Here is a 16,558-nt window from a genome sequence, read left to right as displayed (position 1 = left end):
GAAGGCGCCACCGCTGTTGGAACTCATCGATAGGTGCTCTCGTCAGACACCGACATAGCCAATCCACCTCCACCCGGTCCCACAACCTGGGCCAGGGAGCAGTCCCACTGGCCAGGGCCGTCCGGAGCCCCGCGCAGGGTCGCTCCTGGTGCCGTGCCCGGGGCGCTGGCCGGGGGCGTGTGGGGCCACCAGCACCCCGACGTCGGCCCCACGGGCCGTGACCGGCCCATCACCCCAGGACGCGCTGCCCGGGGCGGTGGGGCCGTACGGCGGGCCCACACCGTCAAACCCTGGTGCCAACGCCGGGCGGACGTGTGGTGGGCCTGGGGCGAATCCCCATCGAGCGGGCGCGGGGTCGAGGTTCTTGGTGAATCCGGTGGGCTCTGCGTCAAATCCGCTTGACCACCTCGGCGAGGTCGAGCGTGGATGCGTGGTGCCCCGCCACACGCGGGGCCGCGCAACGCATCCGCACAGGTCAGAGGTGGCGGGGAGGTGAGCGAGGTGGCAGTAGATACTCCGGTCACGCTGGACGAGGCCGGGTCTTTGCCGGTGGTGCTGGACCCGGTGAGGGCCGGGCGGCTGCTCGGAATCGGGCGGACCACCACCTACCGCCTCCTTCGCCAAGGGGCCTTCCCCGTTCCCGTCCATCGGGCCGGGAGGACGTGGGTGATTCCCGCCGCCGGGGTGCTTGCCTACCTCGGATTGCCGGTGGGCGGCGGGTGCGGGTGCGGGTGCGGGGCGCGCGGCAACAACACGGAGGTGAAGTCGTAGATGGCATCACGTGAAGGGTCCACGTTCAAACGCTGCGGATGCCGAGACGAGGAGACCGGGAAGGCCCTCGGGGTGAAGTGCCCCCAGCTCAAGCGCAAGGGCGGGGGCTGGAATCCGGCCCATGGGGCATGGGCGTTTCAGTACGAACTCCCACGTACCTCGGATGGGAAACGGCGTCAGGCCCGCAGGGTCGGACTGTCCACCCACACGGAGGCAGTGGAAGGGCTGGAGCAGGTCAAAGCGCTCATGGGCATCGCGCAAGGGGATGAGGACGTCGAGGTGCAGATCGCGGACCTGATCCAGATCGCGCTCGCCCAGCGCCGACCGCTCCCCGATGTGGAGGAGGTCCGTAAACGCATCGGCACGGGGGTGGACGTGCGGGCCCAAGCGCCCACGGTCGAGGCCTGGCTCACAGAGTGGTTGGACGGTAAACCCGACCTCGCCCCGGGCACCCGGGCCTCTTACGCCGGCCACAACCGCAAGCACCTCGTGCCGCACCTGGGCCGGCTGCGGGTGGACAAGCTCCAGGCTCGCCACGTGGAGGCGATGTTCGCCAAGATTGAGGAGGCCAACACCCGCATCCTAGAGTGCCGCGAATCGGATGATGAGAAGGTGAAGGCGTCGGTGCTCGGGCAGCGGGTGATCTCGCTGTCCACCAAGCACCGCATCCGCGCCACGTTGCGCAGCGCCCTGTCCGATGCGGTGCGCCGCCCGGACCTGCCCGTGAGCGTGAACATCGCCTCGCACGTGCGGCTCCCGTCCTGTCCTCGGGTGAAGCCGATGGTGTGGACTCCCGACCGGGTGCGGCAGTGGAAGGCGGACGGCACGGTGCCGGGGGAGGTGATGGTCTGGACCCCGGAGCAGACCCGCGCCTTCCTGACCCACGCCCGCAAGTACCGGTGGTTGTATGCGATGTTCCACCTGATCGCCGCCAAGGGTCTGCGTCGGGGTGAGGCGGTGGGGTTGCCGTGGTCCAACACCCGGCTCACGGACGGGCAGATCGATATTCGGATCCAGGTGGTCCAGTTGGCGTGGGAGACGGTGACCACGACGCCGAAGAGCGCGGCGGGCCAGCGCACCATCACCTTGGACACCGACACGGTCAAGGTGCTCAGGTCCTGGAAGCGGTTCCAGAACGAGGAACGCCTCACGGCGGGGAAGAACTGGGTGGATTCGGGGTTGGCGTTCACCCGTCGGGACGGGTCGGGGTGGCATCTGGCGCAGGTCAGTGATTGGTTCCTGCGTATCTCGCGGGCGGCGGGGTTGCCGCCGATTACGCTGCACGGGCTGCGCCACGGGGCCGCCTCGCTCGCGCTGGCTGCGGGAACAAATGTGAAGGTGGTCTCCAACGAGCTCGGGCACGCGACCACCCACTTCACACAGGACACGTACCAGTCGGTGTTCCCGGACGTCGCGAAGGCGGCGGCCGAGGCCACGGCGTCACTGCTGCGCGGTGGGCCGGTTCCGGTGAAGGCCCCGGTGCCGTAGCCGGACCGGCGAGCACACCAGGAGCCGTACGGGCCCACCAGCCCCAGGCCAGGTAACAGGTTCACCCGTCCTGGCCTGGGGTTTCCTCGTGCCCGGTGCGTGTTCCCCATCGGATCAAAGGTCTCCTGGGATGAGCACCTTACATGTTGCACTCGTCAATAGGTGGGGCCCTCGGCTAAGGCATGCGGCCGAGCGCCAAGGCTTATGTGCGAAGATTATGCTGGCTGCGCCAGATGGCACAGCGACATGTGCCGCTTCCTGCCTGAGGACTGCAGCTGCGTACTTCCTCATAATGAGTCACTTGCAGGTCTCCTTCTTGCTTCTCTTGTGTTTATATGATGGCACCATAATGGGTCCTTTCTTCGATCCAGTGGCGAATGGGGGATCTGGGTTGATCGTGTCGATTCATGCGACAGGACTTTCACTCTTGACTCCTGTTTAATTCTCATTTTCCGGCTTCACCTGATCGACGAGTGTTGCAACCCGTTCTGCAATTCTTTTATTGAATGCGTGTTTCGCGCCAAGGCGATTGCTTTGCCGTTCTAGGATGGCTTTCAGTATTTTTAGGGCTTGTTGCGGGTTTCCTTCAATTTCATGGAGTTCTGCGATCGATGCTCGAGTTTCTTCTGTTGAAAGGTGGCTGTCGCCGTACATTTCTGCTCGGTCGGCCAAGATCTCGTGCAGCGTCGCCATTAGCCCTACAGTGTCCCGCTCAATGAGTCCGATTCTCGCCAGGGAGTGCCTTACAAAGAGAGAAAGGGGATGGTCACTAAGGTGTGAGGCATCTGTATGCTGCTGGATGGCCGCTAGTTCCCTGCGGGCCTCATCTGTCCGTCTATTTTTAATAAGGTGGAAGGTGAGCGCCTGTCTGCTGCTGATCGTGTTGTCATGTGTTCTGCCTAGAGTCTGCTCGCGGAGGCGGATTGTTTCCCTGAATTCTCTGACTGCTTCGTTCAAGCGGCCAGTCCCGGCTAGTGTGTGCGCAAGGTTATGGCGGGTATGCAGAGTATCAAAGTGCTCGTCGCCCAGCAGCCTTCTCTGAAGTTCCAGTATTTGCCTGAAGTCCTGTTCCCCCTCAGTTGATTGGCTGTTGGTTCGGCGAAGATGGGCGATGGTATAACGAGCCGTGATGTTCACAATGTGTTGCTCAGAAAATAGCTGTGTATACCGTTCGAGTCGCTGAGTTATTTCTCGCGCGTATGGATGATCGGAAGAAATGGCCAGGGTCGAAACCACGCGTGCGCAGACATGCGTTAACTCGTTGAGTGTCTGCATTCCGAACTGCTCAGGATTGGGGTGGTCCAGTAGTTCGGCTAGGTGGGGAACGAGCATCCGCCAGGCGGGCCATGTGTCCGGATTATGCCGATCAAGAGCACCAACGGTCGATTCCAGGCAGTCGATCAGGGTTTGGACTGCTCGTGTCTCGGCCTCATCAGAGGCACTGTGGCGGAACGCCTTAGCGACCACTGGATGGACGGCGACTAGGGCTGGGGCCACCGTTGTAGCACGAATGAGCTCAGCCGTGACGATTAATCCGGTGGAGCGCAGCGCGGGTAGCTCGGCTGACAGGGTAGTGTCAGGCAGCACTCCTTCGCGTGTTCCGATCTGCAGGACAGACATAGGGATCGGGGAGGGTGCGGCGAAAAAAGCGAGGGTAGTCATCAGGTCACGAACATGCTCAACTCCTCGATCTTCGAGGGTGCGCAGTGAGATATCCCAAGTGGCCATCACAGTCTCACGTGCGTCGGCAGTCCTTCCCACGGGACCTCGCGTCAGCCCGGCGAAGGAAGAGGGTAGGCTTGCCAGATACTGATCGAAGGTGCGTTCTTCTACGAATGGGACTGACAGGTGATGGCCGGCTTGCTGCAAAGCTAGAGGTAGACCTCCTAATTGTGATGAGACCCGGCGGGCCGCATTGGCTTCTCCCGCACCAGGGGCCAGGTCCATGAGCATTTCGGCACCGTCGTCGTCGCTGAGTGGCTCCAGGGTGTGGACGTGGGCGTGGGCGCCCCAACTAGCTGGGTCAGAGTCGCGGCTCGTGACCAGGATCGTGCCTTTTAAGGATCCGCGCAGCCATCCGTTGCCGTCTCGCGCCGAACGCCCCGACACTGCGAGGCTGGTGACGTCATCTGCGTTGTCGATGACGATGGTCCATCCCCGCGCGCGCTCCAGACGCGACCAAAGGACATCCGAAGGGTCAGTCTGTCCGTTGAGCGCGTTCTGGATGTCTGTGACCGGAGCACCGAGTTCTTTCGCCAAACTCAATAGATCTGGGCTAACCGAACCGCTTGCTGCAGAGATCCACCACAAAGGGTGCCCGGACACAATGGCCTGTTCGGCGACCAACAGTGCCACGGTGGACTTCCCCACGCCCCCCATACCGGCGATCACCTGAAACTTTCCGTCTGCGCTGGCGGCAAGAGCGGTTAGTTCAGAGACGATCTGGTCGCGCCCACGCACTTGGGAAGGCAGCCGCCCCAGCGGTGGCTTGAGAATGCTCATGCGCAGGCTCAGGTGCTCCGGGTTGGTTTCTATCGCACCTATCTCCCCGTTAGGACGATCTGAGTTCACGGTCCGGATACGTTTCCACACCCGTACCCACGTCAATGCCTCAGTTTTTGGAAGGCCACAGGCGGCCAGAAACGTCTCCAGGGTCTGCTGTGACGTGCGGCCCTTCAGCAGGTCACCCAGGGTGCTTGAGGGCAGCCTCCTTGGGCCGCCCTGTTCTGGTAGTAGGCGGCGTGCGGCCTTGTCCAGCTCGCCGTAGGATTGTCCACGTCGGAGCATGTTCAAGGCCTCGCCTAGCTCAGCGGGAGTATGTACCTTGCCCGGGACGGGCAACCCGAGAGGCGCTGTACTTTCATTCATCTTTGTCTCCTGATGCCCCTGTGCTCGGCTGTCCGGTCAATCTGGCGGAGGCCGCCGGAGGGCGCGGACTGATCTGGTAGGGGTTGGCTGTATCTACTGTTCAGCCTCGTAGATGTGACGGGGGCCTCACGAGGTTGTCCGGATCCGTCCGGAACCGTGGCCGGAGGGCAACCGTCCCCTGCATTCTGTTCGTGGCACTCAGAGTGCGGACCGGCCCTACCAGCTCTTGCAACAGGAGTCTGAATATGAACTTTTTAATCGAACTGGCCCCGGTGATTGGTGGCTGTCTTAATCTCACCGCCGCGGTTGTCGGTTTGGCCGCTACATTGGTCGGTCGCCGACGGAACTCCTCCGGCAACACCTCGCGAAGTCTGTCACGTCTCTCGCGGCTGCCCTTCGCGCTCAAGAAGGAGTCTAAGACGATCAAGTAGCTGTCAGCGCGACGAGAGCAGTCTTCGCGACTTGATGCTGCCGAGTTTGCGTAACCCAGATGGATGTCGACGCGGAGGCTTGCTTCGTGTGTGGGGGATACAGTTTTAGGTCCTAGGCACGTTTTTCCCTCGGGGTGTCCGGGTGTGCAAAGCCTCACCTTCACGACGGGCTAGCGTCAAGGACGCTCAATTCTGGAATACGGCCGTATTAGGATCCTCTTCTTGCGGTGATCATGAGGGCTCGCGCACACACAAAAACCTCTCAGAGGCGAGATTGGCCTGGTCGCTAGACAACTTGGACGATTATCGGATGCAAGCCAAAGCTTGTGATACCCCTGCGGCCCCAGTTGTACTTTAATGGTAGCGTCTGGGGCTACGGAGCATAAGAAACGGATTCGAGTCGCGCTCATCGCAGAATTCGGCGATAAAAGCTCTCCATTCAGTGGATGGGAATGTCAGGAGCGCATCGTTTATATTTTGAGAATCGCGAACATCGACCTTGCGGCCTTGCCTTCGCACCTGTACGCAATTGGACGTATCATCGCTATACCTGGACTTGCGCCAGGCAGACTTCTCAGCTTCCATGCGAGTAAACCTCAACCGCATTTCGCAGATAGTTCATCATCGATGGGGTCGCTTGTGTGATCCTCATCAATGTGGGCGATGAGGGTTCCGTCCTGGTTAGCGAGCCTATGGTACTTGTGTGGCAGTAGGGGTTTTCGACTTGGGCGTTACAGCAAAAGTAGTACGTGCACCAGCACTCGTCGTCAGGCCGGGCGGTCGTAGTCGCTGTGCTGGGTGTGGCCGAAGTAGATGAAACCTGGAAGCTCGCGGCAAATGCCGTGGAAGGAGCGGACATGGCCTCCCTAAGGTTGAGTAGTAGGGGCAGTGACGAAGATTTTCCCATATTCCGCTGGGTTCATGCGCGCGCTCGGGGGATTCGGGCTTCCGGATGCGGCCGTACACAGAGGTGACTGACATGTCCTTGGAGGGGCATGCAGGTGGAGGACGGCCCCGAAGCGAAGCTTGCCCAGGGCAGACCGCGAAGCCGTCGGGGTGGCTGTGGGCCGCTGGTGGGCGGACGCGGCGGCACAGGGGGTCTCCGCCGCCCGGGGTGGATACCCGTGACCCCACGGGCTAGCTAGGCCCGCAGCGTCACGGAACGGCAAAATGCTCCGCAAGGTCCTCGCCCACCTGTACGGGACCTTGCACTGGGGAGCACACATGGAGCATTTCAGGGCCCCAGACGGGCCTCGCGCCTCGCCTGTTCGACTCGTACACCCCGTTTGACCTGGGGTTTTGTGGCGCACCCGGCAGGATTCGAACCTGCGGCCATCGGATTAGAAGTTCGCTGGTTACGCACCGTCACGTGTCGATACGTACCGTTTCATGTCACCCCGCCCGATCAGCCGGGCCGCCGGGGGCCGTGTGGTGCCGCCCGGTGTCGTGCCGGTACGGGACGGCGGAGCATGAACGGAGCACACACGGCCGGTTGCCGGCGTCCGATGGCACCTCGCGAGGTCCTCGAGAATCACATCGCTCCTTCGTCTGCCGACGATACAGGTTGCTGGTCTTCCTTCGGCTCCAAGGGAGACCAGCGACACCCATCACCGTGTTACGTCTGCAACGCCAGAACCTGGTCTTACTGTGTTGGCCCGGGTCGCCCACTCTGCTTGTTGTTGGACGCGCGGGGTTTATGCTTCGGGGTGACGCCGGGGACGACGTCAATATCGAGGTGTTTCTTGATAAGGTGCTTCAGTTCGGCACCATTGATGAGCGTGACGCGGTTGCGTTGGGCGAACTGTTCGCTTGCTCGACCAAACCACGACGTGGTTACCAGGACACCTGTCGTTGCATTGTGGTCGGCCATGACTCCAGTAAGTGCGTGAACGGCGTCCAACCCGACCAGTTTCGACCATCGTTTGGCCTGGATGAGGCAGACGCCGCCGAAGAAGATGTCCTTGCTTGTGGCTACAGCGTCGACGCCTCCATCCTTGGATGGGATGGTGGTCCACGCCTCGGCACCCATAGATGAGAACAGATCTCGGATAAGATGTTCGAATTCTGTAGGGGACAGCTCGAGCAGATTCTTGCGAGAATCGAGGTTCGATACCACATCGAAGTCTTCGGTGAAGCGAAAGCGCTTCAGATCGAATTCTATGAACGGCTCGATGGCCTCTAGATCGTAGGGATTCGGTGATACCAATGCGTTGAGTCGTTTCAGGCACGCCACGGCATCGACCTTGGAAAGCACCAACTTCTCGAAATTGCTGCGTTCGCTCGCCACGCTGAGGAGGTGGAGGCGCGTGGTCTGGCCTGTGGCCGGGTCGGTAGTGGTTAGTCTTCCATTGAAGACGACAGCCTCCACGACGTCGGATGGCGTCGCGCTGAGTACTTCATGCAGGGTGCGCAGGGCCACACGCGCGATGAGTTGCGCGTACCGTTTCTTCACTTCACTGGGCGGGCGCGGGACCGGATCGATCGCATCTCGCGTCTTCACGTACTTGTAGCCGCGCACATCAGGAATTACGGATGTGGGTGGAAGTTCGAGTTCGATCACTACGTCGCGGTTCTGCGGGCGATAGGCAATCTGTGTCTTCTTGGGGAAACCCTTAGGGTATGTCGACCTGTCCAGTATGCGTTCAACAAACCACTCGACGGCTTCGGGGCGACTCTGGGAGAACTCTACTGCGCGGGTTTTCAGTTTCGTGTTCTCTGCCTGTGTCTTGTCCTCGATTTTTCGGACGCGCTCGGCATGTTCCCTGCGTGCTTTCAACAGTGCGCTGTTGCGCTGGGATTCTCGCTTCTTATGTGCAGTGAGAGCTTTCTGAAATTCCTGTTCGGCCCGCTCGATAGCGCGACCATGGCGACCAGCACCGCCAAACAGCAGTCCGACCAGACCGGGAGGCTCGGGATCATACTCGGCCCAGGTGGGTTCTGACTCGGGGATTCCGAGGGGGCCGGGATCGAAGAGCGGGATCTTCGGCTTCACAACGAGATCGTCGAAGCCCAGAGGGGCACGTTGGAGAGTGTCCGTGAGGATCGAGTCGAGACGGGCGATGCGCTGACTGATCTCCCGGGTCCGGTTCTCGGTGAGTTTCTGCTGTTTCTCGATGTGTTGCTGCTTGCGAAGCTTCTCCGCTTCCTTCTCGCGTCGTGCTGCCTCTCTCGCTGCGCGTTCGGCCTCGCGCCGTGCTGCCGCTTGCTGTCGCTCCCATTCGGATCGGCCACCTCCGCGCTGTGCCATGCCGCAGACCTCCTGCTCAACTCGGATGAACGGTTCTCTACGAAGGTAAGGCGCTGCGCTGACAATCGGAAGTGGTGCGTTCAGGATGGTGATCCACATGGCAAATAAGGTATTCAGGACAGGGTGGATTTCGTTTTTTGGGCAGGAAGTGGCGGGAGAGCAGCTGTCTTCCGTGTCGCGTGTGATGCAGGGGCGGGTAGGCCCTGAATGAGACCTTTTCATCCTGCTTCTCGGAGTTGAAGGACGAGCACAGCTCGGGTGATCTCGCCAACCCGGTGCGGGCAGCAACGCAACCGGCGTAGCCAGGAGGTGGTGGTCGTGTTCGGGTCTGGTTCGGTTTTCAAGCGGTGCGGGTGCCGTGCTCCTGGTGTGAGTGAGAGGGCGTGTCCGCGGCTGAAGGGACGAGGTCACGGGAGCTGGTACTTCACGGTCGATCTGGGGCATCTGCCGGGGGAGCGGTGCCGGATGCGCCGTGGCGGGTTCGCTTCCCGGGAGGCAGCCCGCGCCGCCTTGCGCAGAGCCCAGAGCATTGAAGGAGCCGAGATGGATCCGGCAGCGCGAACGGCGGCCGAGTGGCTCCGGCTCTGGCTGGACTCCCGTACCGGGCTGCGGCCGCGTACCCGGGTGGGCTACGCCGAGCACATCGACCGCTACCTGACCCCCTACCTGGGCGGTGTGGTGTTGGAGGAGCTGACGCCGGGGCTCGTGCGGCAGGCCTTCGAGCAGATCGCTTCGTGTACCACTTCGTCCGGGGAACGGCTCTCCCCGACGACGGTGCAGCGGGTGCGGGCCACGCTGCGGGCGGCGCTGAACACCGCGGTGTCCGAACGGCTGCTGCCCTCCAACCCGGCCCGGGGGCTGCACCTGGAGCCTGCGGTGGGTGCACGGCCGGTGGTGTGGACCGACCAGGCCGTGGCCGAGTGGACCCATGGTGGGGAGCGTCCGGCGGTGGCGGTGTGGACGGTGGCACAGACCCGCGCTTTCCTGGACTTCGTTTCCGGGCATCGGTTGTACGCGCTGTTCCACCTGATGGTGATGACGGGACTGCGCCGGGGCGAGGCGGTGGGTGTGCGGTGGGAGGACATCGACCTGGTCAAGGGCACGGTGCGTATCGCGCGTCAGCTCCAGACGGGCCGGGGCGGGTTGGTGGAGTTGGCGCCCAAGAGCGCGGCGAGCCGCCGGATGGTGGCCTTGGACCACACCACGACCGGGGTGTTGCGGCGCCATCAGTGGCACCAGCAGAAGGAGGCACAGGCGCGAGGGCAGGAGTGGAATCCGCGCGGGTTTGTGTTCACCGGGGTGCGGGGCGGGCCGTTGGCCCCTGAGCGTCTGTCGCGCCTCTTCCGGAAGCTGAACACGGAGAGCGGCCTGCCGCCGGTGCGGTTGCACGATCTGCGCCACGGGGTGGCGACGTTGGCGTTGGCCGCGGGGGTGGAGTTGAAGGTGGTCCAGGCGATGCTGGGCCATGCGAGTATCGTGCTGACCGCGGACACCTACGCCAGCGTCCTACCGGAAGTGGCCAGGGAAGCGGCTGAGCGGACCGCGTGGCTGGTGCTGCGCGATGCCGGGAGGGTCCGCCGGTGCGCGCAGGCGAGGCGTGGGCGCCGGGGTGTGGACCCAGCTCGGGCCCACCCTGGACCCATCAGTGCGGCGCCGTGCTTGAGGTGAGTCGGCACACCCGGTCTGACCTGGGGTTTTGTGGCGCACCCGGCAGGATTCGAACCTGCGGCCATCGGATTAGAAGGCATCGTGCAGGGCCGGAGGGAGCCTTCGTCCAAGGAACCGGGTGGTCCTGTGAGTGATGACGTCCTGTCGGCCCTGCAGACGGACCCGTACTGGCAGCCCGGTCGTGCAGCGGCCGACTGCGTTGCCGAGAACACTGCGGCCCTGGCCCCAGCGGCTTCCGGGATCGACGTTGCCTGGTACGACGGGCCCGTCCTGGTTGACTGCGGGCCGGACCTGGACAGCATCGGCTGCTCGCACTGCGGCGCCATGGTCGACATCGGCTTGTGGGTCGAGTGGCTCGACCGCGCCCACAGTGGGGACGGCTTCGCCTCGCTCGCCATCACGGTGCCCTGCTGCGGGGCGTCGACGTCGCTGGATGCGTTGGACTACGACTGGCCGTGCGGGTTCGCCCGGTTCCGGATCATCTTGTGCAACCCCGAGCGTGATGGGTTCGACCAGGAGGAGAGCACCATCCCTACGCGGGAGCTGGGGCATCCTGTGCACCAAGTCAGAACCCGCGTCTGAATCCTGTTTGTGTTCCTGGGGAGAGGAAGTTCCGGTCTTGACAGGATGTACCGATCTGAAAGTGTCAGGGCTTGGGAATACTCTGGCATTGACTTATCCGCCGTGAGGCACTGGTGGCTTGGTTGGGAACCTGAAGTGATCAGAGAACCCCGGGGTGGTACCCAATGGGTTTTGGTGTGTTTTTTGGTTGAATGTCTGATTTTGGTTCTGTATTTAGTGCGGTTCTTGGAGCTGTTTTCCCAGTTCACGCGCCGTGGCGGTCGCCCTTCGGGGCGACCGAGGGTCGCAACGTCGTACACCTCGCGGTAGGCGTTCGCGGCGCCAGGTGGCGGTCGCCCTTCGGGGCGACCGAGGGTCGCAACCGCACTACGCCCAGCGCACGGCGGACGAACTCGCCGGTGGCGGTCGCCCTTCGGGGCGACCGAGGGTCGCAACTCCCACAGCCACACCAGCCCGGCACCGAGCAGGTGTGGCGGTCGCCCTTCGGGGCGACCGAGGGTCGCAACGCCTTGGCACAGAACGCGGCCAACGTGCTCCAGAGTGGCGGTCGCCCTTCGGGGCGACCGAGGGTCGCAACACGCAGTACGCGTACCGGCCGATGACGAGGCAGAGGGTGGCGGTCGCCCTTCGGGGCGACCGAGGGTCGCAACACCTTGCCGTCGCGGGACCGGATAGTGACTCCGGCGTGGCGGTCGCCCTTCGGGGCGACCGAGGGTCGCAACACGTGGGAGAACCAGCTACGCGGCGAACGACGCGCGTGGCGGTCGCCCTTCGGGGCGACCGAGGGTCGCAACGTCACCAGCACGCCCAGGTCGGCCCCCGCCGCCAGGTGGCGGTCGCCCTTCGGGGCGACCGAGGGTCGCAACCAAGTTTCGCCAGTGGAAGGCGGCGTTGCCGGGGCTGTGGCGGTCGCCCTTCGGGGCGACCGAGGGTCGCAACGAGCTGTACGCCGCCGCCGGTGCTCGCCAGATCCAGTGGCGGTCGCCCTTCGGGGCGACCGAGGGTCGCAACCACCAGACCTTGGTGTGCAGGCTGTCGGTGCCGCCGGTGGCGGTCGCCCTTCGGGGCGACCGAGGGTCGCAACACCCCGCCGTTCCCCGAACGCGCACCGCAGCCAGGTCGTGTGGCGGTCGCCCTTCGGGGCGACCGAGGGTCGCAACACCTCCCGGGTCTGGGGCTGGCTCCTGGTCGCTCGGTGGCGGTCGCCCTTCGGGGCGACCGAGGGTCGCAACGGTGTACACGTCCATGGGGGTCTCCTGGCCGGGGCTGTGGCGGTCGCCCTTCGGGGCGACCGAGGGTCGCAACTTCCGGGGCGCTGGGCATCCCTGCGGCGGCAAGCTGTGGCGGTCGCCCTTCGGGGCGACCGAGGGTCGCAACTACAGCTCCAGGCCGGGCGCCTGGCGGTGGGCGGCGTGGTGGTCGTCGTTCGGGGCACCTCAAACACTGAGGTTTTCTCAGCGAAATGGTCTTCGTGAAGCCGTGCGCAACAGCACCGAACAGGGCGTCCCCAAGACGAACGAGCCGTACCCCGCCCGCAGACAGACGCAAAGCCCCTGGTAGGACGGTTCTCACCACAAGATCGTCCGCTGAACCAGAGGCTTTGCGCTGGTCACCTATGCTGCCACACTCGACGTCCCCCGCCACGTGGTGGAGTACCTCTCCCGCCGACTGGCCGCCCACCGCCGCGCGATCGGCACCCCCCAAAGGCTCGCGTGCGCTGGGCCCCTTCCGCCAGGCGGTGCTGGTGCTGCGCTGGTTCCGCGAGCGCGGCTGCGTGCACTGTCTGGCCCGCGACGCCGGCGTCTCCCAGGCCACCGGCTACCGCTGCCTCCACGAGGGCATCGACGTCCTCGCCGACCAGAGCCCGGACCTGCACCGGGTCCTGGAGCAGGCCCGGGACCGGGGCCCGGCCCACGTGGTCCTGGACGGAACTCTGGTGGAGACCGACCGCGTCACCGCCACCCATCTCAACGGCCACGGCAAGGAGGTGGACGCATGGTATTCCGGCAAACACCGCTCCTTCGGAGCCAACGTGCAGTTCCTGTCCGCGCCGGACGGCACCCCGCTGTGGACCGGCCCTGCGGAGCCGGGCTCGACCAACGACATCACCGCCGCCCGCGAGCACTGCCTGCCCGCGCTCTACAAGGCCGCCGCCGAGGGCCTGCCCACCCTGGCCGACGCCGGATACCAGGGGGCGGGGATCGGCGTCCACCACCCGCACAAGAAGCCCCACGGCGGCTCCCACCTGAGCCTTCACGCCGACACCCGGGCCTACAACGCTCTCCTTCGGGGAGCGCGGGCGCTGGGGGAGCGCACCGCCGCCGAGCTCAAGGAGCGCTGGCGCGCGCTCAAGCGGATCACGCTGAGTCCCTCACGGATCGGCGACACCGTAGGGGCCGCGCTCGCCCTCAACGGGCAGTGGAAATGACCTTCGCTGAGAAAACCTCACTCAGGTGTGGGAGTCTGACGTTTTTATCCTTCAATGTTCTATTTAGGGCTTGCTTGGGGTGTCTCTTTTGTCTTTTTTCTGGAAGCGCTGAAAAATGTCGTCGGGGTCCAGTAGGTTCCTGGCTCGTGGCATTCGTGAACGAGCTGTACCTGGAGCACACCTGTGGCCTTATGGGGGCATAGCGCTAACCACCTGGGAAAACGGCATTCTCTGGAGGAGCATCTGAGGGGAACCGGCCGCCGAGCCGGACAAAACGCCCATGCGTTTCATGCTGCTGACTTGGCCCGTCATCTGGGCCACCTGCATGACGTCGGCAAAGGCGCCTGCGACTGGCAGGACGGGTTGATTAGGGCCGAGCGAACCGGTGGCCGAGTCGGTATTCCGCACAAGCACGCCGGGACCTGGCTGGCTGAACATCAGGGTCTGGATGTGTTCTGCGGAGTAGTCTTCGGTCATCATGGCGGATTGGTGTCTCTCAGCCGTCTGAACGATGAGCTGGGCGCGGCCGAAGGCAAGTACCAGCCGCAGGTCGAGGAAGCTATTGATCGTGCAAGCCAGATCGTGCCCGAGATTCTGACCGGGCCTGGCTTCCCTTCCTGGATTGAGGAAGCCCAGGACCCTATGGCCGTGGACGTGCTCGTACGCATGGTCTTCAGCGCGGTGGTGGACGCCGACTACCTCGACACCGCTGAGCACTTCGACGGGCAGCCCCGTCTTGCCCACCCGCTGGACGCGACCGATCTGGTGGCCCGCTTCGAGATCGCTCGCCAGCAGATGCTGGCCGACGCAGTGGACTCACCGGTGAACACGTTGCGCCGCGAGATCTACGACCAGGCCTTGTCAGGTGCGGGTGGGCCAGTGGGGCTCTACCGTCTGCCTTCGCCCACCGGATCGGGCAAGACGCTTTCCGCCGCGGGATTCGCACTCCACCACGCAGCCGACAACGATCTGCGGCGTGTGATCGTCGCAGTGCCGTTCATGTCGATCACCGAACAGAACGCCCAGGTCTACCGCGGCCTGCTGGATCACCCCGGCCATGTGCCGACGGTGCTGGAACACCACAGCGGTATCGACCTTGACACACCCACAGCGGTTGTCTCCCCGGCGGAGCGGTGGCGGCGCCTGGCCGCGGAGAACTGGGACGCACCGTTCGTGGTCACCACCACGGTGCGGCTGTTCGAGTCCCTGTTCAGCAACCGGCCCGCCGCGATGCGCCGTCTGCACAACATCCCCGGGTCCGTGCTCATCTTGGACGAGGTCCAGTCCCTGCCGGACTCCCTGCTACTGCCGATCCTGTCGGTGTTGCGCACCCTGACCGAGTACTTCAACGTCACTGTCCTGCTCGCCTCAGCCACCCAACCCGCCTACGGCAACCTCCAAGTGGTGCGCGATCTGCCTGTGCATGATCTGATCCCTGAACCGGAGCGGTTGTACAAGGCGCTCAACCGGGTCCGCTACCAGTGGTGGGTCTCCCCCAAACCCACCCCCGACCAGGTCGCCGAGCGTGCCGCGGCCCAGCGGCAGAGCCTGGTCATCTGCAACACCACGGCCCAGGCTGCTCAGTTGCACACTCTGATGGAACAGCAGCGAGCTTCAGACAACGGCCCGGTGTGGCACCTGTCCACCCGTATGACCTCCGCGCACCGCAAACGACACCTGGAGAAGATCCGCGCACTCCTGAAAGAGGGCAAACCGGTGGCAGTGGTCTCTACCCAGCTCGTCGAAGCCGGTGTGGATCTGGACTTCCCTACGGTGTTCCGCGCGTTCGCTACTGCCGAGGCGATGCAACAGGCCGCTGGTCGGTGCAACCGCAATGGACACCTGGCCGAAGGCGAGGTGGTCGTATTCGACATCGACGGTTGGGACGCCTCGGCCGCTCGTGTCTATGGCCCTGCTCTCGGAGTGACCCAGGAGTACTTCGGGCCGGGCCGCGCCTTTCCCGACGACGTCACGGTGATGGAGGCCTACTACACCGAACGCTTTGCCCGCGCCAACGTCGAAGCGGTGGGCGCCACGATTCAGGAGCGGCGGGAGAACTATGACTTCCCGAAGGTCGCTGAGCTGTTCCGGATGATCGACGAGCACACCGTCCCAGTGGTGGTCCCGCACAGCACGCCGGACCAGGAGGAGCAGGACGAGTGCCTCCGCCTCATCCAGCACCTGCGGGCCGGTGCTGCGGGTAGCGGCCACCTCCTGCGGCGGCTGCGCCCCTACATCGCGAGCCTGCCCAAGGCACTGGCCCTCAAGCACGCTGACCTGACCAGCCCTGTTCTGGGAGACCTCGTCGAGTGGCTGGGTGACTACCACCGCGCGCAGCGCGGCATCGAGCTGACCGATTCGAAGGAGTACGTGTTTTGACCAGATCCCGCCACCGACCCGGCCCGCACCCGCCCCTGGTGGTGGAGGTCCAGGGCCCCTACGCCTGCTTTACACGCCCGGAGTTCAAAACCGAACGGTTCAGCTACTCGGTCATGACTCCTTCGGCTGCAAAGGGGATCCTGGAGGCGATCTTCTGGAAACCGGAGTTCAGCTACCAGGTGGTGCGTATTGAGGTACTCAAACCCATTCGGTGGTTCTCCGTTCGCCGCAACGAAGTCGATTCCACCCTGAGCCTGGACTGGGTACGCGAAGCGATGAGCGACCATCGGCACCGCTTCGACGCCGAAGAGCATCGGGACCAGCGCAACATGGTTTGCCTGCGCGATGTGGCTTACCGCATACACACCCGTATCCGCCTGCGCCCGCACGCAGACGCTCCTGAAGCCAAGTACCGCGACCAGTTCCGTCGGCGTGTCGAACGCGGAGCCTGCTTCTCCCAACCCTTCCTGGGCACCCGGGAGTTCTCTGCGTCCTTTGGCAGAGCCACCACCGCGGAACCGATCAAGGACAGTGAAGACCTAGGGGTGATGCTGCACAGCATCGACTACACCGAAGATCGCGAGTCCTACCGGTGGTTCCACGCCCACCTCGACAACGGTGCTCTCGAGGTTCCGGCACAGGGTGCGGAGCTGCCCACCGCCGGGGCCGGCAAACGCACCGGCGGGAAGGGGTGAA

Annotated in this window: 9 protein-coding genes, 1 pseudogene and 1 CRISPR repeat array; of the genes and pseudogenes, 7 read left to right on the top strand and 3 right to left on the bottom strand. The window is 64.0% G+C overall.

The features are described 5' to 3' along the window. The first annotated feature begins 426 nt into the window (after positions 1–426). Together ACFHWE_RS21400 and ACFHWE_RS21395 are read left to right on the top strand one after the other, a co-directional pair. Positions 427–771, top strand: coding sequence for a helix-turn-helix transcriptional regulator (locus ACFHWE_RS21400; RefSeq protein WP_416603586.1), 345 nt, complete (start codon positions 427–429; stop codon positions 769–771). Continuing rightward, positions 772–2,259 (top strand): tyrosine-type recombinase/integrase, encoded by a 1,488-nt coding sequence (locus ACFHWE_RS21395; protein WP_416603585.1) that lies wholly within the window; start codon positions 772–774, stop codon positions 2,257–2,259. Positions 2,260–2,697: 438 nt separating this feature from the next. Here the strand turns inward: ACFHWE_RS21395 and ACFHWE_RS21390 are convergent, their stop codons facing one another. From ACFHWE_RS21390 to ACFHWE_RS21380, 3 genes are all read right to left on the bottom strand, one after another. After that, on the bottom strand, positions 2,698–5,127 hold the full coding sequence (locus ACFHWE_RS21390) for a tetratricopeptide repeat protein (RefSeq protein ID WP_416603584.1): 2,430 nt from the start codon (positions 5,125–5,127) through the stop codon (positions 2,698–2,700). Positions 5,128–5,912: 785 nt separating this feature from the next. Beyond that, a complete protein-coding gene (locus tag ACFHWE_RS21385) occupies positions 5,913–6,143 on the bottom strand; it encodes a DUF397 domain-containing protein (protein ID WP_416603583.1) in 231 nt (76 codons plus the stop codon). 1,057 nt (positions 6,144–7,200) lie between these two features. Further along, entirely contained in the window at positions 7,201–8,904 is a 1,704-nt protein-coding gene (locus ACFHWE_RS21380) for a restriction endonuclease (protein ID WP_416603582.1), read from the bottom strand. Between the two features lie 444 nt (positions 8,905–9,348). On the opposite strand from ACFHWE_RS21380, the gene ACFHWE_RS21375 reads away from it, so the two are divergent. The 5 genes and pseudogenes from ACFHWE_RS21375 (at position 9,349) to cas5c (ending at position 16,557) form a co-directional block, all read left to right on the top strand. Continuing rightward, positions 9,349–10,473: a tyrosine-type recombinase/integrase gene (locus tag ACFHWE_RS21375; protein ID WP_416603581.1), complete on the top strand. Its 1,125-nt coding sequence runs from the start codon at positions 9,349–9,351 to the stop codon at positions 10,471–10,473. A 126-nt stretch (positions 10,474–10,599) separates the two neighbouring features. Beyond that, positions 10,600–11,055, top strand: coding sequence for a hypothetical protein (locus ACFHWE_RS21370; protein ID WP_416603580.1), 456 nt, complete (start codon positions 10,600–10,602; stop codon positions 11,053–11,055). Between the two features lie 253 nt (positions 11,056–11,308). Then, positions 11,309–12,432: a CRISPR direct-repeat array (repeat unit 37 nt; unit sequence GTGGCGGTCGCCCTTCGGGGCGACCGAGGGTCGCAAC). Positions 12,433–12,660: 228 nt separating this feature from the next. After that, positions 12,661–13,483, top strand: a pseudogene (locus tag ACFHWE_RS21365) (transposase family protein). Positions 13,484–13,666: 183 nt separating this feature from the next. Beyond that, positions 13,667–15,862: a CRISPR-associated helicase Cas3' gene (gene cas3 / locus ACFHWE_RS21360; RefSeq protein WP_416603579.1), complete on the top strand. Its 2,196-nt coding sequence runs from the start codon at positions 13,667–13,669 to the stop codon at positions 15,860–15,862. Beyond that, positions 15,859–16,557: a type I-C CRISPR-associated protein Cas5c gene (cas5c, locus tag ACFHWE_RS21355; protein ID WP_416603578.1), complete on the top strand. Its 699-nt coding sequence runs from the start codon at positions 15,859–15,861 to the stop codon at positions 16,555–16,557. Before cas3 ends, cas5c begins: the two co-directional genes overlap by 4 nt. Position 16,558: the final 1 nt, after the last annotated feature.

Origin of the sequence: Nocardiopsis sp. LOL_012, assembly GCF_048060475.1 — a bacterium.
Taxonomy (GTDB): Bacteria; Actinomycetota; Actinomycetes; order Streptosporangiales; family Streptosporangiaceae; genus Nocardiopsis.
Note: the sequence above shows the minus strand (reverse complement) of the source record. Positions and strands in the feature narration are given on the sequence as shown.